We start from the raw sequence: 19,883 nt of genomic DNA on the forward strand, positions 1-19,883 counted from the left end.
TGCCCACCCTATGCCGCTGAAGGCACCAGCGTCCGCCCGGCGCATCGCGATGCTGACATCTGTGACAGTCAACTCGGTTCGTCTCCCGACTCCGTAGCCGCACCGTCGCCACCGGGATGGTGGCGCCAGTGCCGGTAGACGTGCCGCGCGGCGAACACGCCGACAACCGCGGTGACGCACCACACCGCTATGGCCGCATAGGCCAGCGGCGAGGAGCGATCCCGAATCGAAGCACCCAGCGCCGTATAGACGAACGCCCGCGGTGCCGACCCGATGAATGATCCGATTGCTATCTGCCACAACGGAACCCCAAACGCCCCGAACGTATAGGAAGCAAACGCGTCGGAGATGCCCGGAACGAAGCGCTGGCCTACGACCGCCCACAGTCCGCCTCGTTCGATCACCGAGTCGATCCGCTGCGCCCGATTGGGGCCGACCAGCACTCGTGCGCTGTCCCGGCCGGCCCGGCGGCCGACAGTGCTTGCCACGATGGCCGTGCCCATCGCCGCCCCGATCGTCACGAAGAGGCCCAGCACGGGACCGAACAGCAGCCCACTGCCCGCGGCCAGAATGGAGCCTGGCAGGAACATGGCCCCGAGGACGGCCGACATGACGATGTATGCCAACGGCGCCATGGGTCCGGTCGCGGTAACGGTGCGGCGCACCGCGTCGATGTCGACCACTCGGGCAATGGCCACCAGGTAGAACATGGTGAGCAGGAAAGCCACAAACGCCAGCAGCCGGATGAAGTGGGGGCGCCGCGACGGCGCTGCGAAGCCGTCGTCGTCAACCATGTTGGCCGCTGGGGGAACTGGCCAGCCGCGGCGCCAGCCCGCTGGCCCGCACCGCGCGCCGCGTTATCGCGGCCCGCACCGACGTCTCTGGACCGATCACCCGCACCTTCCGCTTCGCCCGGGTGATGGCGGTGTAGAACAACTCCCGCGTCAGCAACCGCGAATCTTCGGGCGGCATAAGCACGGTGACCACCTCGGTCTGACTGCCCTGGCTCTTGTGAATCGTCATGGCGTGCATCGTCTCGACCTCTGACAGCCGGCTGGTGGCGAACTCGAGCAAGTCGTCAGCACCGGCGATGACCGCTCGCAGCGCGCCCCGCTGGCCCGCGCCGTCAACCACGGTCACCCCGGTGTCGCCGTTGTAGACGCCCAACCCGTAGTCGTTGCTCGTCACGAGTACCGGTCGTCCGGCGTACCACGGCGACCAGATCGGGTCGCCGGTTGCCTCCACCAGCCACCGCTCCACCTGACGGTTCCAGTGCGCGAACCCGTATCGTCCCCGGCGGTGGGCACACAGCAGCCGGTGCTCGTCGAGGATGGCCAGCGCGGCCTTCGCATCACCGAGCACGGCGGCCTGCCGCAGCGCAAGGGCGTGTGGCACAAGCACTGTGCGAAGGTGCTCGGTCGGGTCCTCGGTGTCGATCCATTCGATGTGATCGCCACCGGCGCGCAGCAGGTCGACGGCCAGATCGGGCTGTCCGTCGCGAACCGACGTCGCCAGCCGGCCGATCGACTCCCCGAATCGGTGCGAGGTCTGCAACGCCGCGACCCGCGCGTCCCGGCGCGCTGCGAGTCCGTCGACCAGGTCGGCCAGCACCGCTCCCGCCTCCACCGACGCCAACTGGTCGGGATCGCCGACCAGGAGCAACCGGGTCTGCGGGCGAACCGACTCGAGCAACCGCGCCATCATCGTCAGCGACACCATCGACGTCTCGTCGACGACGATCACATCGTGCGGCAACCTGTTGCCCCGGTGGTGACGAAACCGCGACGAAGTATCCGGCCGGCTGCCCAGCAGGCGGTGGATGGTCGTCGCCCGCAGACCTGAAACCCGTTGCCGGTCAACCTGATCCAGTTCGTTCACCTGTAACTGCACCGCCTCGTGCAGCCGGGCCGCCGCCTTGCCCGTCGGCGCCGCGAGCGCGATGCGCAGCCGCGGCCGACCGTCTAGCTCCGCCTGCTCGGCGAACAGCGCCAGCAGCCGTGCCACCGTGGTGGTCTTGCCCGTACCTGGGCCGCCGGTCAATACCGTCAGTCCTTGGTCCAGGGCGATGCCGGCGGCCTCGCGCTGTTCCTCGTAGCCCGCCGGAAACAACCGGTCGACCTCGGGGACCAGAGACGGGCCACGACGGGACAGGAGCGCCGAGAAGTCGTCGGCGACCTGCTGCTCCTCACGCCAATACCGGTCCAGATACACCAGAGTGCCGTTATATACGCGCAGCACCGGCGGCTCGCCGGCTAACGGGCTGGCCGCCACCGCCGTGAGCCACTGCGCCACCGGCGGCCACGGCAACTCCGCGATGCCGACCTGGGACTCCACCGACCGCAGGTCCACGCACACCGAGCCGCCGCGCAGCGCGCGCACGGCCAGTGCCAGTGCCAGGGCGACCGAGGGGTCCGGCTCGCCGGCCATCGCCGTAAGACGTTGCGCGACATGCACGTCGGCCGATTCGAGCACACCGGCTTCGTTGAACGTGCGCAACAGGCCGGTGGCACTGACAGCCTGCCGGCGGTCGGCGGGGTCGAGCGTCTCGGCGGTCACGCGGCCGCCCCGCGCGCGTCGAGCAGGTCGGACAGTCCGATCACCAGCTGCGCGGGCGGGGCCCAGCTGAACACCCCGGCCGGATGTCCGTCGAGAACCGGGGTGTCGCGTCCGCACATTCCGCGCAGGAACAGATACAGCACCCCGCCCAGATGCCGCGCCGGATCGTAGTTCGGCTGTCGCCAACGCAGAAACCGATGCAGCACAACGCTGTACAACAACGCCTGCAGTGGGTAGTCCGAGTGCAGCATCGCCTCGGCCATCCTCGGCTGTGTGTAGTCGGCGGCGGTCAGGGGTCGGTCCGGTTCGCCGAGCCAGTTGGTCTTGTAGTCGACGACCAGGAAACGGTGCCCGGATTCGTGCGGAATCCGCAGCACCGCGTCCACCGACCCGCTGAGATAGCCACGCAGCGGCTGGCCGCCGAGTGCGTCACCGGTCAGTCGGTCGGCGTAGGACGCGAGCGGATCGTCGGCCCCAAGGTGGGCTCGCAGCAACCGTCCGACGTCCGCGAGCCGCAGCTCCACGGCGGCACCCCGAACGTCCCCGCCGGCCAGCGGGAACTCAAAGTCCAACTCCCGCAACCGGTCCGGCAGACCGATCCGACGCAGCGTCAGCCCCGCCGCCAACGGCCCCAGGGGAGTGTCGTGCATCGGGACAAGCGCCGCGGCGAGTTGCGGTGCGGGGACATCGACGGGCCACCACGCCGAGTGAACACCGATCTGCGCCTCGAGTTCGGCGGCGAGGTCAGCCGCGAAGGGGTCGCTGGTCTCCAGCACCGCGTGCACCAGCGTGCCGAATTGCGCGCCGGTCGGCAGCTCGGCCATGGGGGAGGGCAGATTCGGCACCGGTGCCGCCCCGGTCAGCGGGATATCGCCGACTTCGTCGTCGAGTTCGGCGAGCTCAGGTTCGCTACTCACACCGACCGCCTGGTCCGCCAAGCGGATCAGGCCCGAGTAGGAGGTGCGCCGCCAGGCCGTGTCGATGGCCCGGTGGAAATGGCGGATGCCGAGATCGGACGGCGCCGGCTGGCCAGACATCCGCGGGGGCAATGCGATCACGGACTCCTCCACGACGGGACCACCGGCGTCCTGCCACTGCCGAAGCCGCTCCCACGCCTCGTCATCGGCGATCTTGAGCGGTTCGCAGCGATCCGGGACCGCCGACTCCCCAGGACGTCGGCCCCGCAACAGCCGTGACAGCCCACCATTGGGTTCGCCGTAAGCCGGTGACCACCAGGCCACCACCTGCGACTGGGCACGCGTCAACGCGACGTAGGTCAATCGGCTGTCGTCACTGGCTGTCTCCTTGCGGCCCAGTTCCTCCACGGCCGCGAAGTCGGGACTGTCCTTGCCGCCGATGTGCAGACAGCGCTGTCCCTGGTCGTGGAACAGCACCAGGTCGTGTTCGCCGACGTTGCGGTTGAAAGCGAACGGCAGGTACACCACCGGGTACTGCAGCCCCTTGCTGACCCAGACCGTCATGATCTGGACCGCGGCCGCGTCGCTGTCGATCCGGCGATTGCGTTCGGTGGCGCCGGCCCGTTCCTCGCGTTGGCCCCGCAGCCAGTCCCGTAGCGCGGGCAACGAATAGCGCTCCCGGTGCGCGACCTCCTGCAACAGTTGCGTCACGTGCGCGAGATCGGTCATGTGCCGCTCGCCGCCGTACCACGACAGCACCCGGTCGGCCATGCCATTCAATTGGGCGGCCTCGAATATCGCGGCGACACCTCGTTCGCGGGCGTGATCCGCCCACTGGCGCAAGGTGTCGGCGACGTCGTCGGTGAGCGCGTCACCTCCGGCCGCGAGGTCCGGCGCGGTCTTTCCGAAGAACATCGTCGTCGCGGCCGCACGCACGACCCCGGGGCGGTGCGGCTGATCGAACGCCTCCAACAGCGACAGCCAGTCGTCGGCGGCTTCGGAGCTGAATACGTCGGAGTCGCCGGTGTAGACCGCGGGGATACCGGCCTCGGTCAGTGCGCGGTGGCAGGCGCGGGCATCCTTGTGGCTCTCGACGATCACCGCGACATCGCGGGCTTCCAGCGGCTTGCCGTCGAATGTTGCCGCGCTCGACAACAGTCCGCCGATGTCGGCGGCGAGATCGCGGCCGATGTGCTCGCGCAGTTCGTCGATCGGCAGATTCTGGGTACCTTTGCGGCCCAACGTGTTCCGGCGCACAACTCGAAGCCGGAACGGAGCATTGTGCGGAGCACCGGCGAGGCGATGGCCGCCGTGCGAGGCCGCGACGTCGTGCACCACGATGGCGGGGTCGCCCAGTTGTGCTCCGCGCAGCACGGCTTGCAATCGCTGCACGAGCGCGCTGTCACTGCGCCAGTTCGTGACCAGCGTTCGCTTGTCACCGGCGGTCCTGGCCGCGTCGAGATAGGTGACGATGTCACCGCCGCGGAACGCATAGATGGCCTGCTTCGGATCCCCGATCAGGATGAGCGTGGACCGCCCGCTGAAGGCCCGGTTGATCACCTGCCACTGGACCGGATCGGTGTCTTGGAACTCGTCGACCATGACGATGGGCCAGCGCTGGTGCATCCGGGCCCGAGCGGGGGAGTCGTCGGTGTTCAGTGCCGCGGCCAGCCGGATGAGCAGATCGTCGTATCCCAGCACACCGCGGCGCCGCTTACGCCTTTCCAGTTCAGCGAGAACGTCTTCGGCAAAGGCGACACAGACCGCGGCGCGCGAACCCGGTTCCGGGTGGCGTGGGCGCAGCTGGGTGGACGGGTTGGCGACGACCACGCGCGCGATTCGCAGCCCCTCGCGGTAGGTCAGGGCGGGGTCGTCGCGCTGACGCCCGAAATGTGCCAGGTAGAGATCGTCGACGATCTCGGTGACCAGGTCGTTGAGGTCCTCGAGCAACGTGACGCCGGAATCGGTATCGCCTGCCGCACCAAGGGATTTGAGCACCAGTTGGCAGAACTGGTGGGTGGTGGCGATGGTCGCCGCGTCGAAGCCGGCCAGGGCGTCGCGCAGTCGCTGCTTTCGTGCGTCACGCTGCGCATCCGTGCCGTCGACGAGGTAACGCACCAGATCGTTGCCCTCGGCAATCGCAGGGTCACCGAAGGCGGCCACCGCGTCCACGATCTGGCAGCGCACCCGCTCACGAAGCTCTTGACTTGCCGCGCGACCGAAGGTGATGAGCAGCATCTCGTCGAGCGTCGCGTGGCCCTCGGCGACGTAGCGGGTGACCAGACCGGCCAACGCGAAAGTCTTGCCGGTGCCCGCGCTGGCCTCCAGGACCGTGGTGGACCGCTGCGCGGGCAGCGGGCCGAGAAGGTCGAACGGTGGAATCATCCTGGCCTCCGCTGGGCCCGCGACTCCGCCCGCAGCATGGGCAGCCACAGGCGAGCGGCGTACGCGCCCAGGCGATGGTCTTCTCCCGCGGATGACTCACCGGGCCGCAGCGGTTGCATGAGGTCGTCGAGCCGGGCGTGGCGGCCCCAGGCCCGCACCTGCGCCTGGTCTTGGTCCTCCCCGGGATACAGACCACTTCGCCACCGGTATTCCGCCGGCTTGACCGGGTCGTCTCCGCAGTGCCGGGCCAACGCCCACGCGTAGGACGTCTTGATGGGCAACGGAATCGGCTCACGGCGTCCGGCATCGTAGATGGCCACCAGGTCGCGCAACACCTCGAGAGCCGGCTGTTGCGGGCGTCCCAGGTGCTCCTCGCGCGGTGTGGTGCCCCGTTTGGGCCGACCGATGCAGATCGCCGACCAGTCCCGGCTCGGTGCGTGAGAATGCAACGCCAACAACGGAATCCACGACTGGAGCAGGTGTTTGCCGTCGAGTTTGGAGTAGGTGACCGACACCAGGCGATCGCCGAACACCTGGGGCACCGTGCCGGTCACGCGCCGGCCACCGAGATCGATGTCGACGTCGTAAGTCGCGGTGTCGGTGCGTCGGTGCCGCAAGGCCGCCGCCGCCAGCAGCGCCGCCTGATCTCGGATCTCGGTCACCTTGCGCCAGCCGAGCTGGCCCGGGGGCAGGGTGCCCCGCCGCCACTCCGCCTGCCGGGCGGCGTCCGGGGCCAGCCCGCCGAGAATGTCGCTCAGCATCCGGTCGCCGACGGTCCATTCTTCGAGTGCGTTGATGTCGACGGGCATGGCGTCCTGCACACCGTCGACGTCCCAGGGCAGCGTGTAGTCCAGGGCCCGGAAGAAGCCCTTCACCGGGTCCTTGAAGAACGCGACCAGGTCGGCGAGGGCGACGTCGTCCGGTGGTGGCGGCGGCAGTGGACCGCAGATTAGCCTGGGTCGCTCGGATCGTTTCCCGGTTGCCGAACGTGCTGCGCGCAGCACCGTCGGATCGAAGCTGAAGGGCGCGCCGGGCACCAGCGCGCCGCGTTCCACGTTGCGAACGTCGAAGGGTTGCAACGGATGTTCGGCCATGATCCGCGACCGGACCGGCTCGGCGGTGGTCATGTCCAAGGTGTCGAGCAACTCGGCCAACGGGACGGCGGGGGGCCGGCGCTGCCCCGAGTATTCGTTGGCCCCGGTGTAGGTGATGACTAGATTGCTGCTGGCCGCCCCGATGGCATCCAGCAGCAGCTGCCGGTCCTCGGAGCGGATATCGCGTTCGCCGGTGAGCGGTTGGCGCGCCAGCGCGTCGTCGCCGTCGACGGTGCCGAGCCGCGGGAACACCCCGTCGTCGAGGCCCACCAGGCAGACCACCCGGTGCGGAACCGAACGCATCGGCACCATCGTGCACACCGTCAGGGTGCCGGTGCGGAAGTTGGCGCGGGTGGGACGCCCGGCCAGGTGCCTTTGCAGCAGGGCACGAATGTCGGGCAAACGCAGCAGGGTCTGATCCCGGGAACCCGCCGTGCGCAGTACGTCGGCGAACTCGCGCTGCATCTGATTGGTCTGCCAGGCGTCGTCCTCGTCGATACGCGTCAGCAGACCGATGCCGTCGGTCAGGGCCGTCAACCAGGCGGCCAGTGGTCGTGCTCCGGTCAGCGAGTCGACCACGCGCTGTAGGCGGTCGACGAATTCGGCGAACTGGCCGACCAACTCCACCCGGTTGCTGCCGACATCATCGAGAGGGAGCGTCGAATCGATCCAGGCGTGCGCGGTCTCGGACATCGCGACCCCGGCCAGGACGCGGTCAAGGCCGAATCGCCAGGTGTTGTGCACGAAGTCGACCCCGAACGGGGCGCGGTGTTCCTGGTCGAAACCCCACCGAATGTTCGCCTGGCGCACCCAGCGGGTGATGCCCTCCAGATCGTCGTCGCTGAAGCTGAACCGGGCCCGCACCGGGGTTGACTGGGCGAGATTGAGCACCTCACTCGAGGTGACCCGCCCGCCGGCCAAACCGAGCAACTGCGACGCCACGCCCAGCAGCGAATTGGTTTGCAGCAGTGAACGATCGGCGAGCCGAACCCGGAGTCGGTGGGCGGGATGTGCGCCGCTCACCACCTCACCGAGGCCGAAGTCGGCGACGATGAGCGGGGCGTAGGTCTCGATGTCGGGGCACATCACCAGGATGTCGCGCGGCTCGAGCGTCGGGTCGTCGGCCAGCAGGCCGAGCAGCACCTCCCGCAGCACGTCGATCTGCCGGGCCGGGCCGTGGCAGCTGTGGACCTGTACGGACCGGTCGTCGTCGGCCAGCATGCGGCCGGCCGGACGGACCGTGTTGGCGGCCAGGTCGGCCTGCAGCCAGCCGAGCAGGGTATCCCGGCGGTCAGGCTCGCCGAGCGCCTCGTCGGTCGCGGGATCGGCGGGCAGGCTTCTTTGCAGCTCACGCAGATCACGACCGAGGGTGGCCAGCAGTGGGTGCCCCACCTGCCGATGGCTGGTGTCTTCGCGACGCGGCACGGTGCCATGTACGCCGGCGAGTGCCCGCCACAGAGCGTCGCTGGGGTGCGGCAGCCACAGATGCAGATCGTGGTGGACGGCGACCGCCTCGAGTAGCTCCACGTCGGTGCGTGCCAGCCGGGTATGGCCGAACAAGGACAGGCGCGGCGGCAGCGCGGCCGGGCTGTGACGCAAGTTGTCGAGCGTCTTGGCGTGCCGGACATGCGGCGGATCGGTTGGAATCGTCGCGACCAGAGCGCGCCACAGCTCGGGTTGCCAGTGCAAGTCGGCTTCCAGATCGCCCAGATTTCCGGCCAGCCAGTCGACCAGCAGCCCGGGACGCTGCCGGGCATAGGAGGCGAACAAACCCGCCAGGCGGCGAGCGAGCGCATAGCGCCGGCCCCGGCGCAAGTCAGCCTCGTCCCCAATGTCGAAGTGTCCCAGATGTTTTGCCAAGGTGCGGCACCACGGCTCGGCCATTGAGCAGTCGATCACCTGCAGCAGCGGCCAGGTCATCGCATCCGGGGACCACGGGTCCTCGTCGAGGGTGCCGACGATCTGGGCGATCAGGGACGCCGGGCTGCGAAAGGAGACGCCCGCGCAGACGCCGTCACCACGATCCGGTGCACAGCCCAGCCGGTGGGAGAGCCGCTGACTGAGCCAGCGTTCCACCCCGCGCGCCGGCACCAGAACGAGCTCTTGGGCGAACGGGTCGGGCAGCGGAACGGCCAGCAGGGCACCGAGACCGTCGGCGAGCAGGTCGGTCCGTTCGGCACGGTGGAGATGAAGCGCCATTGCGGGCCACCCTAGACCGCCCCTGTGACACCGGCGGCGCTCCGGGTGTACGAAGGGGCGCGGGGTCGGGACTGATCGCTCGAAACGACCTCGGCCAGGCGACGGTGGCCTGCTCGGTGTCGGACATCCGCCGACCGGTCGCTGGCGCCCATCCGCAAACCTCAATCGTCGGCCGCTGGACGAGGTGGTTTATCGCGGGCGCTGGGTGAGTATGCGTTGACCGCCCGGGCGCGCCGTGTGCCACGCTTGGGTGATGGCCGGCGTGACGGACGCCCTTGGATGGGCGAGCAAGCAGCTCATGGACCGGGTGCCCAAGGCAGACCTGGATCAGCGCGACCCGGACTTCATTCGCGACCAGCTGCCCGGAACCTGGCTGCTTGCGTCGCTGTACTTCCGGGCCGATGTTCGCCGGCTCGACCGCATACCGCCCACTGGGCCGGTGCTGCTGGTCGGCAATCACAGCGGCGGCAATGTGCCGCCCGACACGTTCGTCTTCACGTTGGCGTTCTGCTCGTATTTCGGGGTGGAGCGTCCCTTCTACCAACTCGCGCACAACCTGGTGACGCTGTATCCGCCCCTGCGCTGGCTTCGCAAGTTCGGAACCGTGGCGGCAAGCCCCGAAAATGCCCGTCTGGCATTGGAATCCGGCGCTGCGGTGTTGGTGTATCCGGGAGGCGACTATGAGGTGTTCCGGCCGTCGTGGCAGCGCCACGTCGTCGACTTCGGTGGCCGTAAGGGGTTCGTACGGCTGGCCCGCGAGACGGGTGTGCCGATCGTTCCGGTGGCCAGTGTGGGCGGTCAGGAGACGGCGCTGTTCCTCGGGCGCGCCCAGTGGCTGGCCAGGCTGCTGAGGCTCGACAAGGTGATCCGGCTCAAGAGTGTGCCCATATCGCTGGCCGTGCCGTGGGGGCTGAACGTCAGTGACCTGCTCGGGCATATCCCGCTGCCCGCCAAGATCGTCATCGAGGTGCAGGAGCCGATCGAGGTCCACGAGGACGACCAGGCCGTGTACGACGAAGTGATCGCAAGCCTGCAGGCAGGCGTCGACCGCCTCGCCGCCGAGCGTCGATTCCCGGTGATCGGCTGATGCGCGTCGACCGGCGCATAGTCGTCAACGCCGAGCGCGACGCCGTCTGGAAGGTCCTCAGCGACCCGGATCGCTACCCGTCGTTTCTGGCTCACCTCGAGCGCTGGGAGACGTTGACCGAGGGGCCGGTGCGGGTCGGGGCCCGCTACACCGTGCTGTGGAAGATCGGCTCGATCCCGGTGGGGGGTGTCGCCGAAGTGGTGGAGTGCGACACCGCGCGAGATCTGGCGTGGATCAACATCACTGGTGTGACCCAGCGCGGCCGATTCCGGCTGCGCGATGCGGGGCCGGGCCGGACTTCTGTGACGTTCCGTCTGGCCTACAACTCAGAAGGCGGGCTGCTCGGCCTCATTGCCGACCGGGTGGCATCGCGCTGGGTGTCGCGCTCGCTGGCGGAGAGCCTCGAGAACCTTCGGCGCATCGTCGAGTAATGCGGTGCGTGAGCCGGGTCCGGTGCTGTCAGCCCCAACCGGCATGCTGGGTTCGTGAACAGAAACGAGATCACCGAGCAGATCGTCGTTGCCCGTCTGTCCAAGGGCCTCAGCTGGCAGCAACTGGCGGATGCGATCGAGCAGCCGCTGTTGTGGACGACGTCTGCGCTGCTGGGCCAGCACCCGATTCCGGTGGACCAGGGAAAGGTTCTGGTCGAGATGCTGGGACTGGACGAGTCCGTACTCCCCGTTCTGGCCGCGCCGCCGATGCGCGGCGGGCTGCCCAGCGCGGTGCCCACCGACCCCACCATCTACCGGTTCTACGAGGCACTTCAGGTCTACGGTGGCGCGCTCAAGGAAGTGATCCACGAAAAATTCGGTGACGGCATCATGAGCGCGATCAACTTCAGCGTCGAGCTGCAGCAGAAGCCGCACGAATCCGGCGACCGGGTCGTGGTCACATTCGACGGGAAATTCCTTCCCTATCAATGGACTTCGGCGCAGGACTGAGGGGGCGTTCATGGCGGAGCAGGCCAGGGCCACACGGCGCAAACCCGTCGACATGGTCCTCTCCGGTGGCGGTGTCAAGGGTGTCGGGCTGGTCGGCGCCGTGGTCGCGGTCATGGAAGCCGGTTACGCACTCAAACGGGTCTCCGGCGTCTCAGCGGGTTCGCTGGTCGGGTCGATCCTGGCCGCCGCGTCCGACGGGGACCAGCTGACCACCGCGCAGATCAAAGAGCTCGCGTTGACCCTGCCTTATGAGAAGTTCCGTGACACCGGTGCGGTGGGTCATCTGCCGGTCGTCGGCCCGGCGTGGGGTCTGCTGCGTGAAAACGGTTTGTATCGAGGTGATTTCGCGCACCAATGGATCCGCAGCGAGCTGAAGAACCTCGGGGTGCAGACCTTCGGTGATCTGGCGCTGAGCGACCGGCAAATGCCCGCCGAGCGCCGCTACCGGCTGGTGGTAACCGTCACCGACCTGACGACCGGTCAGCTGGTGCGGCTGCCCTGGGACTACCGGCGGCTGTACGGACTCGATCCCGACGAGCAGTCGGTGGCGGACGCGGTGCGCGCCTCGATGTCGATACCGTTCTTCTTCCGGCCCGTCACCCTGACTAGTGCGGCGGGACGCGCCTCCACCCTGGTCGACGGCGGCGTCCTGTCGAACTTTCCGATCGACTCCTTCGACCGGCCGGACTGCAAGTCCCCGCGCTGGCCCACCTTCGGCATCACGGTGGTGCCGGAGCTACCCCAGGGCAACGACCAACTGATTCCCGGCGTGGGCGCGTTGCGCCTTCTGGGTCCGCCGTCGGTCCTGCTCGAGCAGCTGATCACGACCATGTTCGTCGGCCACGACCAGACGTATCTCAACCAACCGTGGGTGAGCGCCCGCGCCATTCGGGTCGACTCGACCGCGGTCAACTTCCTGGATTTCGGCATCTCGCGCCAAGACGCCGAAGCGCTCTACGACAAAGGCTACGAATCCGCCCAGGATTTCCTGTCGACCTGGAACTGGGTCGAGTATCTCGAGCGGTTCCGCCAGTTCCAATGACGTGCCGGCGCAACGGTGTCAAACTTTTAGACGGAGGAGGCGCCGGTGTGCAGCGGTTGTTCGGGCAACCGCACCACCTGGCCCAACAATGCAGCAGGACTGGTACTGGTCCACCTGTTCGGCCACGGCTCGTCGCCATGGCCGGCTTACGTGCCCGGCGCCGGGCGGTCAAAGCATCGTCGCTAGAGGCCGAATTCTTTCTCGATGTTGTCGATTCCGGAGCGGATCGCTTTGAGCGTATCCGCACGGGCTCGAAGCTTGGTGGCAGCATGCGCCGACTGATTCAGGCCGGCGAACTCGTGAGCCGCCTCCTCGGCGCGGGCGACCACCCGGTCCGGCAGCGCCATCTCGTCGATGAAGCCGGCGGCCAGCGCCGTTTCACCGAAGAACGTCTTGGCCAGGCCGGTGGCCTGCTGATAGGCCGACCGGGTCAGCCGGAGCTTGAGAACTTCGAGAGCCGCCCACGGAATCACCATCCCGATCGCGACCTCGTTGGCCTGAATGTTGTAGGCGTGGGCGGCAATTCGGTGGTCACCCGAGCACAGCAGAAACGAACCCATTGCGATCGCGGGACCGGTGCAGGCGATCACCACCGGCTTGGGGTAGGACAGCAGCCGGTAGGACAGCTCGAACCCGCCGCGCAGCATGTCGATGGCGGGCTGCACCTCGCCGGAGGTCAGGATCTTCAAGTCGAATCCGCCGCTGAACACCCGTTGGTTGCCGGTGATCACCAGTGCCCCGACGTTGTCCGCGTCGGCCTGGTCCAGGGCGTCGTTGAGGGCCTGCTGCATCGTCGGACCCAACGCGTTGACCTTGCCGTCGTCCATCCGGATGACCCCGATGGTTTCGTCGTGGGTATAGACGACCGGACCGCTCATGGGTTACTCCTTCGCTACGGGCCTTCGATTGAATCAGATCGTCACACCCGCTGGCCGCGATGCTTACCCAGTTCGTCCTCCGCGTCGCCCCAGCGCAGACTCACGTCGGTGGGTTCCTCGAGTTGCCGGGTGCGCCATCTGTCCTGGGTTTCCTGCACGGCGCGGTTGATCCGGTCGATCTCGCTGCGGAACACCTCCGGGCGAGTTTCCTTGCTGGCGTAGTGGAAGTAGGTCAGCAGGTTGCGCAACAGCTCCAGTTTCTGCTTCTCCCGCTTAGCCAGGTCGTGCGTCGTCATCAGCTCGATGCGCTGCACGGGCGGCAGGGCGTCCCAGTCCAGCACCACCTTGGTCTCCAGCGGCTGCCGGGCGCGCTGCCAGAATTTCCAGCCGCGGGGCTGCTCCGGGCGGTCGTAGTAGATGACGGTGCCCTCGAAGCGCGATTCGACGCCGTGCCCGATTTCGGCGCGGTCGAGTGCGGAGTCCCACACCATCCGCCACTCCTGACCGGGAGCCAGTGTCGGCAATTCCCGAGGCAGCTGCAGTTCGACGACGTCGGCGTAGCCGTCGGAGGCGTTCTCGTATTCGGCGACGGTCGGAGGGTTGGGGAAGTTGAACCGGATGTCGTAGGCCGCGGTACTACCGAAATTGCGTACCACCAGTTCGATGACATGCCAGTCCGCGACGTGGGGCTCCATCAGCATGGCGACGTGTGGGCGGGTCTTCTCGGCGGCCAGCGCTCGATTCCGCTGCAGCTGCCGCTGGGTGAAGATCAGGGCGATGACGCCGAGTGCGATCGCTGCCCACGCGGCCCACGCCAGCCAGGTGCTGGACGAGATGGAGTCCATTTCCCGCAAGCTTTCTGGCCAGCTTTGCGGCCAGCTTCCTCGGACCCACCCCATGGATTCCACCCTCCGCCTAATCCTCGGACCTGGAACTTAGCTGCACTGATCGTAAAGGGGCTTGCTGTGTATTGCTGAGCGGGCTATCAGGCGAGCGTCAGCCACCCATCATCATTCGCCACTGATCGATATTGGCCGGCCGGTAGACGTAATTGGACCGTTTGACCTCCGACAGCGACGCGCTCGGGTCGGCGGAGTACCAATGGCCGGGGAACACCGTCGGGTCCCCGGGAAGCGCCGCCAGTTGCTGCAAACTTCGGTACATCTCGTCGGAATCGCCTCCCGGGAAGTCGGTGCGTCCGCAACCGTCGAGGAACAGGGTGTCGCCGGCGACCAGTCGTCCGTCCAGCAGGAAGCATTGGCTGCCAGGAGTGTGACCGGGCGTATGCAGCAGTTCGATCTCGATGTCGCCGATGTTGATCCGGTCGCGATGCTCATGGCTGGTCAGATCGCTCATCGGTATGCCGGTGATCCGGGACACCCAGAGCGCCTCGTGAGCGTTCACGTGAACCGGGACGCTGACCCGTTCCATCAATTCGGCCAGGCCTTTGAGCTCGAAGCCCATCATCGAGCCGCCGACGTGATCAGGGTGGTGATGGGTGACGAGCACCCCCGCCAGGCGCATGTCGTCGGCCTCGAGCGCATCGACCAGATCCCCGGCGGCATAGGCCGGATCGACCACCATCGCGTCCCCGGTTTCGCGGTCACCGATCAGGTAGGCGAAATTGCGCATCTGGGCCGCAATCACGTCGTTGGCCGCGAAGTCGCGGCCGGAAAGTAACTGCCGGAAGTACAACCGGTCCGAATTTGACACGCCACCAGCCTATGGGTCGCGCAAAAACGCGTTCAACCTGGCCTTTATACCTATTCCTACCTGCGCCGAGTCGCTAGTATCGGTCCATGTTGAAGAGGATCGAAGTCCTACTTGACATGGACCTGGTCGACGAGATCATTCGCCGCTATCACGTGGCCGGCGCGCGAGAAGCCGTCAATCTGGCCATGCGGACAATGCTCGACGAGGCCGACAACGCCGACCCCGACTCGCACGCCGAGGACTACGACGAGTTCAGCGACCTCAGTGCCTGGTCGTTGCACCGCAACAGCGACACGGGTTGACCGGCTAGCCCTGCTCGGGCGCACGTGGTTTGGAGACGTTGTGCGCCAGGCTGTACCCTCTTTTTGGTCCGCGGCAGGTCTTCGCTGCGGGTGAACGGCCCCCTTAGCTCAGTCGGTAGAGCGTTTCCATGGTAAGGAAAAGGTCAACGGTTCGATTCCGTTAGGGGGCTCGGCGGACGCCGAGCAGGTGCGCGGCCCCAGAGGCGGTGTAGCTCAGTTGGTTAGAGCGAACGACTCATAATCGTTAGGTCGCCGGTTCGAGTCCGGCCATCGCTACCACCACAGCACGACAACCGAATATTGAGACTTCGAGAGATTTGAGAGAGAACCGTCATGGCTTCCAGTACCGACGTGCGGCCGAAGATCACCTTGGCGTGCGAGGTGTGCAAGCACCGCAACTACATCACCAAGAAGAACCGCCGCAATGACCCGGACCGTCTTGAGCTGAAGAAGTTCTGCCCGAACTGCGGTAAGCACCAGGGGCACCGCGAAACGCGCTAATCGCGCACACCCAATTACAGAGAGTCGACTAGGTAGGTTCGAGAACTGTGGCCCTGTCCGAAAAGATCCTCGGGATGCGTTACCGCTACCCCGACCATTACGTGGTGGAACGGGAAAAGATCCGCGAGTACGCCACGGCGGTACAGAACGACGAGCCCGCATTTTTCGGCGAGGACGCGGCGGCGGAACTGGGTTACGACGGGCTGACGGCCCCGCTGTGCTTCATCTCCGTGTTCGGCTATAAGGCGCAGTCGGCATTCTTCGAAAGCGCCAACATCGCCGTGACCGACCAGCAGATCGTCCAGGTTGACCAGGTCCTGAAGTTCAAGAAGCCGATCGTCGCCGGCGACAAGCTCTACTGCGACGTCCATGTGGATGCGGTGCGCGAGGCGCACGGCACCCAGATCATCGTGACCAAGAACATCATCACCAACGATGCCGGCGAGATCGTCCAGGAGACGTACACGACCCTGGCGGGCCGTGCCGGCGAAGACGGGGAAGTAGGATTTGCGGATGCCTCTGCGTGAGTTCAGTTCGGTCCAGGTGGGTGACCAGCTCCCGGAGCGGACCTACCCGTTGACCCGTCAGGATCTGGTCAACTACGCGGGAGTTTCCGGCGACCTGAACCCGATCCACTGGGACGACGAGATCGCCAAGATGGTCGGGCTGGATACCGCGATCGCCCACGGGATGCTGACGATGGGTATCGGCGGCGGCTATGTCACGTCGTGGGTCGGCGACCCGGGCGCCGTGACCGAGTACAACGTGCGGTTCACCGCGGTGGTCCCCGTACCCAACGACGGCAAGGGCGCCGAGCTGGTGTTCAGCGGCCGGGTCAAGTCCGTTGACCCGGAGACCAAGTCGGTGACCATCGCGCTGACGGCGACGACGGGCGGCAAGAAGATCTTCGGCCGGGCTGTCGCCTCGGCGAAGCTGGCTTAGCGGATGGCCCTCAAAACAGATATCCGCGGGATGACGTGGGTCTATCCCGACTACTTCGAGGTGGGCAGGGAACAGGTTCGCGCGTTCTCGCGTTCGGTGAAGTCCGGCGACGCGGCCAACTTCGACGAGAAGGCCGCCGCCGAACTCGGCTACCCCACCATGATCGCGCCGCTCACCTTCGTGTCGATTCTGGCGAAACTCATCCAGGACGACTTTTTTCGCAATGTCGACGTCGGCTTTGAAACCATGCAGATTGTGCAGGTCGACCAGAAGTTCGTCTACCACGCGCCGATCCATATCGGCGACAAGCTCTACGGCAGCATGCGCATTGAATCGGTGAACGAGCGGTTCGGCGCCGACATCGTCATGACGAAGAACTTCTGTCACAACCAGGATGGTGTGCTGGTCTTGGAGGCCTACACAACCCTGATGGGCCACGAAGGGGACAACTCCATCCAGCTCAAATGGGACAAGGAATCGGGCCAGGTCGTGCGAACCGGGTAATTAGTATCTGGCTCCCGCGTCCATGTACACTCGGACCTCGGGGTTTTCCCATTACCAGCGCGCTGTCCGTCGGTTCGCGATTGCCGAACGGGGGGCGCGTGAGTCATGTAAGCCCCGGAAATAGGGGCGTAGCTCAACTGGCAGAGCAGCGGTCTCCAAAACCGCAGGTTGCAGGTTCAAGTCCTGTCGCCCCTGCTGACGGCGGGTCCCGCGAGGAGGCCGGCCATTTGACTCGCGTGCCATGGTGGACACTGGGAAGAGTGGCCGCTTTGAGCGGTACGGCCCGCGAAACAGCTAGCGAACGAAGGAGCACGCGGTGAGCGACGAAGGCGACGTTGCCGACGACGCCGCAGGCGACGGCGGTGCCGTGGTGACCAAGGCGGCGGCCCGGCCGCAGCGACCCACGGGAAAACGCTCCCGGGTGCGTGCGGTGGAGGCCGAGGACGGCGACGAGTCGACCGACGTCGAGGTCGCCGAGAAGGATTCTGCCAAGAAAGACGCGTCGAAGTCGTCGAAGACTTCGAAGGCGAAATCGACGCAGAAGGACAAGGCCAAGAAGCCGAAGAAAGCCGGTTCTTCCGGCTCGATCAACCCCTTCGTGTTCGTCTACAACTACCTCAAGCAGGTTGTAGCCGAGATGCGGAAGGTGATCTGGCCCAACCGCAAGCAGATGCTCACCTACACCTCGGTGGTGCTGGTCTTCCTCGCCTTCATGGTGGCGCTGGTAGGGGGCGCCGACTTGGGCCTGAGCAAGCTCGTGCTGTTGGTGTTCGGCTGAGACTTGAGAGCGATAGAGAGGACTGAGAACCGTGACGACGTTCGACGGTGACACGTCCGCAGGTGAAGCGGTCGATGTGCAAGAGGCTGACGCCCCCCAGGACGCGGCGGCGGCTCCGGCCGAAGAAGTCGACCCCGCCGCTGCGCTCAAGGCGGAGCTGCGCAGCAAGCCGGGCGACTGGTATGTCATTCACTCCTATGCGGGATACGAGAACAAGGTGAAGGCCAACCTCGAGACCCGTGTGCAGAACCTTGATGTCGGCGACTACATCTTCCAGGTGGAGGTTCCCACCGAAGAGGTCACCGAGATCAAGAACGGCCAGCGCAAGCAGGTGAATCGCAAGGTGCTGCCGGGCTACATCCTGGTGCGCATGGACTTGACCGACGACTCGTGGTCCGCGGTGCGCAACACTCCCGGAGTCACCGGATTCGTGGGCGCGACCTCGCGCCCGTCGGCGCTCTCGCTCGACGACGTGGTGAAGTTCCTGCTGCCGCCCGGTGCCGCGAAGAAGGCCGCCAAAGGCGCTGCCAGCACCGCCGCCGCGGCAGAGACGGGTGGTCTGGAACGTCCCGTGCTGGAGGTCGACTACGAGGTCGGTGAATCGGTGACGGTCATGGACGGGCCGTTCGCGACCTTGCCGGCCACGATCAACGAGGTCAACGCCGAACAGCAGAAGCTCAAGGTGCTGGTCTCGATCTTCGGCCGCGAGACGCCGGTCGAGCTGACCTTCAGCCAGGTGTCCAAGATCTAGCCCTCTGGGCATCCCCGAACTTTGCAAAATCAGGAAGGAATGTAGGACAAACTCATGGCCCCGAAGAAGAAAAAAGTCACCGGGCTGATCAAGCTGCAGATCGTGGCCGGACAGGCCAATCCCGCACCGCCGGTCGGCCCGGCGCTCGGCCAGCACGGCGTCAACATCATGGAGTTCTGCAAGGCCTACAACGCGGCGACGGAAAGCCAGCGTGGCCAGGTGATTCCGGTGGAGATCACGGTCTACGAGGACCGCAGCTTCACTTTCGCGCTGAAGACTCCGCCGGCCGCCAAGCTGCTGCTCAAGGCCGCCGGTGTGCCCAAGGGCTCGGCTGAGCCGCACAAGACCAAGGTCGCCAAGGTGACCTGGGACCAGGTGCGTGAGATCGCCGAGACCAAGAAGACCGACCTCAACGCCAACGACATCGACGCCGCGGCGAAGATCATCGCCGGCACCGCCCGCTCGATGGGCATCACGGTCGAATAGCGACCAACCGTGGGAGGGCCAGCTTCGGCCCGTACCTAACCACGAACCCAACATCAGATTGGATTGAGAAATGAGCAAAACCAGCAAGGCATACCGCGCCGCCGCCGAGAAGGTGGACCGCAACAACCTCTACACCCCGTTGCAGGCCGCCCGGCTCGCCAAGGAGACGTCGTCGACCAAGCAGGACGCGACCGTCGAGGTGGCAATCCGGCTCGGTGTCGACCCGCGCAAGGCCGACCAGATGGTCCGCGGCACGGTCAACCTGCCGCACGGCACGGGCAAGACCGCCCGCGTCGCCGTCTTCGCCGTCGGTGAGAAGGCCGATGCCGCCGTCGCCGCCGGAGCCGATGTGGTCGGCAGTGACGACCTTATCGAGAAGATCCAGGGCGGCTTCCTCGACTTCGACGCCGCCATCGCGACCCCCGACCAGATGGCCAAGGTCGGCCGGATCGCCCGGGTGCTGGGCCCCCGCGGCCTGATGCCGAACCCCAAGACCGGCACCGTCACTCCGGATGTCGCCAAGGCCGTCGCCGACATCAAGGGCGGCAAGATCAACTTCCGCGTCGACAAGCAGGCCAACCTGCACTTCGTGATCGGCAAGGCGTCGTTCGACGAGAAGAAACTGGCGGAGAACTACGGCGCCGCGCTTGACGAGGTGTTGCGGCACAAGCCGTCGTCGTCCAAGGGTCGCTACCTGAAGAAGGTGACGGTGTCCACGACGACCGGCCCGGGTATCCCGGTTGACCCGTCGGTCACGCGCAACTTCACCGCCGAGGCGGAGTAAGCGGCGCCCCTGGGGCGCCGCGA

General features: G+C 66.5%; 20 protein-coding genes and 3 tRNA genes. 16 read left to right on the forward strand and 7 right to left on the reverse strand.

Going from position 1 to position 19,883, the window contains the following annotated elements:
• Positions 1-68 precede the first annotated feature (68 nt).
• From AWC08_RS22180 to recC, 4 genes are read right to left on the reverse strand one after another with little or no spacing between them, the layout of a single operon-like run.
• Positions 69-794: a TVP38/TMEM64 family protein gene (locus AWC08_RS22180; protein WP_065135879.1), complete on the reverse strand. Its 726-nt coding sequence runs from the start codon at positions 792-794 to the stop codon at positions 69-71.
• Complete coding sequence (gene recD / locus AWC08_RS22185; protein WP_082986574.1) at positions 787-2,556, reverse strand: exodeoxyribonuclease V subunit alpha; 1,770 nt, start codon at positions 2,554-2,556, stop codon at positions 787-789. Before recD ends, AWC08_RS22180 begins: the two co-directional genes overlap by 8 nt.
• Entirely contained in the window at positions 2,553-5,855 is a 3,303-nt protein-coding gene (recB, locus tag AWC08_RS22190) for an exodeoxyribonuclease V subunit beta (protein WP_142283736.1), read from the reverse strand. Before recB ends, recD begins: the two co-directional genes overlap by 4 nt.
• The gene (gene recC, locus AWC08_RS22195; RefSeq protein WP_069434077.1) at positions 5,855-9,151 is read right to left on the reverse strand and encodes an exodeoxyribonuclease V subunit gamma; all 3,297 of its coding nucleotides are present in this window, start codon (positions 9,149-9,151) and stop codon (positions 5,855-5,857) included. Before recC ends, recB begins: the two co-directional genes overlap by 1 nt.
• A 253-nt stretch (positions 9,152-9,404) precedes the next feature.
• Here recC and AWC08_RS22200 point away from each other — a divergent pair, with 253 nt between their 5' ends.
• From AWC08_RS22200 to AWC08_RS22215, 4 genes are read left to right on the forward strand one after another with little or no spacing between them, the layout of a single operon-like run.
• Positions 9,405-10,238, forward strand: coding sequence for a lysophospholipid acyltransferase family protein (locus AWC08_RS22200; RefSeq protein WP_065135881.1), 834 nt, complete (start codon positions 9,405-9,407; stop codon positions 10,236-10,238).
• Positions 10,238-10,669, forward strand: a complete 432-nt coding sequence (locus AWC08_RS22205) for an SRPBCC family protein (RefSeq protein WP_069434376.1) — start codon at positions 10,238-10,240, stop codon at positions 10,667-10,669. Before AWC08_RS22200 ends, AWC08_RS22205 begins: the two co-directional genes overlap by 1 nt.
• Positions 10,670-10,723: 54 nt before the next feature.
• Positions 10,724-11,179 carry a cyanase gene (gene cynS / locus AWC08_RS22210; RefSeq protein WP_065137419.1) on the forward strand — a complete coding sequence of 152 codons (456 nt, stop codon included), beginning with the start codon at positions 10,724-10,726 and terminating at the stop codon, positions 11,177-11,179.
• 10 nt (positions 11,180-11,189) lie between these two features.
• On the forward strand, positions 11,190-12,221 hold the full coding sequence (locus AWC08_RS22215; RefSeq protein ID WP_065137420.1) for a patatin-like phospholipase family protein: 1,032 nt from the start codon (positions 11,190-11,192) through the stop codon (positions 12,219-12,221).
• A 182-nt stretch (positions 12,222-12,403) separates the two neighbouring features.
• Here the strand turns inward: AWC08_RS22215 and AWC08_RS22220 are convergent, their stop codons facing one another.
• The 3 genes from AWC08_RS22220 to AWC08_RS22230 all read right to left on the reverse strand — a co-directional run bounded on the left by AWC08_RS22220 (position 12,404) and on the right by AWC08_RS22230 (position 14,812).
• Positions 12,404-13,099, reverse strand: a complete 696-nt coding sequence (locus tag AWC08_RS22220) for a crotonase/enoyl-CoA hydratase family protein (RefSeq protein ID WP_065137421.1) — start codon at positions 13,097-13,099, stop codon at positions 12,404-12,406.
• Positions 13,100-13,140: 41 nt separating this feature from the next.
• Positions 13,141-13,998: a hypothetical protein gene (locus AWC08_RS22225; RefSeq protein ID WP_065137422.1), complete on the reverse strand. Its 858-nt coding sequence runs from the start codon at positions 13,996-13,998 to the stop codon at positions 13,141-13,143.
• A gap of 97 nt (positions 13,999-14,095) precedes the next feature.
• Positions 14,096-14,812, reverse strand: a complete 717-nt coding sequence (locus AWC08_RS22230) for an MBL fold metallo-hydrolase (protein WP_065137423.1) — start codon at positions 14,810-14,812, stop codon at positions 14,096-14,098.
• An 86-nt stretch (positions 14,813-14,898) separates the two neighbouring features.
• Here AWC08_RS22230 and AWC08_RS22235 point away from each other — a divergent pair, with 86 nt between their 5' ends.
• From AWC08_RS22235 to rplA, 12 genes are all read left to right on the forward strand, one after another.
• Positions 14,899-15,114 carry a type II toxin-antitoxin system VapB family antitoxin gene (locus AWC08_RS22235; RefSeq protein WP_055578834.1) on the forward strand — a complete coding sequence of 72 codons (216 nt, stop codon included), beginning with the start codon at positions 14,899-14,901 and terminating at the stop codon, positions 15,112-15,114.
• 97 nt (positions 15,115-15,211) lie between these two features.
• Positions 15,212-15,284 (forward strand) — tRNA-Thr (locus AWC08_RS22240).
• 32 nt (positions 15,285-15,316) lie between these two features.
• Positions 15,317-15,393: transfer RNA gene (locus tag AWC08_RS22245), tRNA-Met, on the forward strand.
• Positions 15,394-15,447: 54 nt separating this feature from the next.
• Positions 15,448-15,615 carry a 50S ribosomal protein L33 gene (gene rpmG / locus AWC08_RS22250; RefSeq protein ID WP_036352522.1) on the forward strand — a complete coding sequence of 56 codons (168 nt, stop codon included), beginning with the start codon at positions 15,448-15,450 and terminating at the stop codon, positions 15,613-15,615.
• A gap of 47 nt (positions 15,616-15,662) precedes the next feature.
• Positions 15,663-16,142, forward strand: coding sequence for a (3R)-hydroxyacyl-ACP dehydratase subunit HadA (gene hadA, locus AWC08_RS22255; RefSeq protein WP_065137424.1), 480 nt, complete (start codon positions 15,663-15,665; stop codon positions 16,140-16,142).
• Positions 16,129-16,557 carry a (3R)-hydroxyacyl-ACP dehydratase subunit HadB gene (hadB, locus tag AWC08_RS22260; protein ID WP_055578836.1) on the forward strand — a complete coding sequence of 143 codons (429 nt, stop codon included), beginning with the start codon at positions 16,129-16,131 and terminating at the stop codon, positions 16,555-16,557. Before hadA ends, hadB begins: the two co-directional genes overlap by 14 nt.
• A 3-nt stretch (positions 16,558-16,560) precedes the next feature.
• A complete protein-coding gene (gene hadC, locus AWC08_RS22265) occupies positions 16,561-17,061 on the forward strand; it encodes a (3R)-hydroxyacyl-ACP dehydratase subunit HadC (RefSeq protein ID WP_069434375.1) in 501 nt (166 codons plus the stop codon).
• 122 nt (positions 17,062-17,183) lie between these two features.
• Positions 17,184-17,256: transfer RNA gene (locus AWC08_RS22270), tRNA-Trp, on the forward strand.
• Between the two features lie 121 nt (positions 17,257-17,377).
• Positions 17,378-17,839, forward strand: coding sequence for a preprotein translocase subunit SecE (gene secE, locus AWC08_RS22275; RefSeq protein ID WP_065137426.1), 462 nt, complete (start codon positions 17,378-17,380; stop codon positions 17,837-17,839).
• A gap of 31 nt (positions 17,840-17,870) precedes the next feature.
• A complete protein-coding gene (gene nusG / locus AWC08_RS22280; RefSeq protein WP_069434374.1) occupies positions 17,871-18,590 on the forward strand; it encodes a transcription termination/antitermination protein NusG in 720 nt (239 codons plus the stop codon).
• Positions 18,591-18,644: 54 nt separating this feature from the next.
• A complete protein-coding gene (gene rplK, locus AWC08_RS22285) occupies positions 18,645-19,076 on the forward strand; it encodes a 50S ribosomal protein L11 (protein WP_055578840.1) in 432 nt (143 codons plus the stop codon).
• 70 nt (positions 19,077-19,146) lie between these two features.
• Positions 19,147-19,860, forward strand: a complete 714-nt coding sequence (rplA, locus tag AWC08_RS22290; RefSeq protein WP_055578841.1) for a 50S ribosomal protein L1 — start codon at positions 19,147-19,149, stop codon at positions 19,858-19,860.
• The last annotated feature ends 23 nt before the right edge of the window (positions 19,861-19,883 follow it).

Origin of the sequence: Mycobacterium gordonae (genome assembly GCF_002101675.1) — a bacterium.
GTDB lineage: Bacteria > Actinomycetota > Actinomycetes > Mycobacteriales > Mycobacteriaceae > Mycobacterium > Mycobacterium gordonae.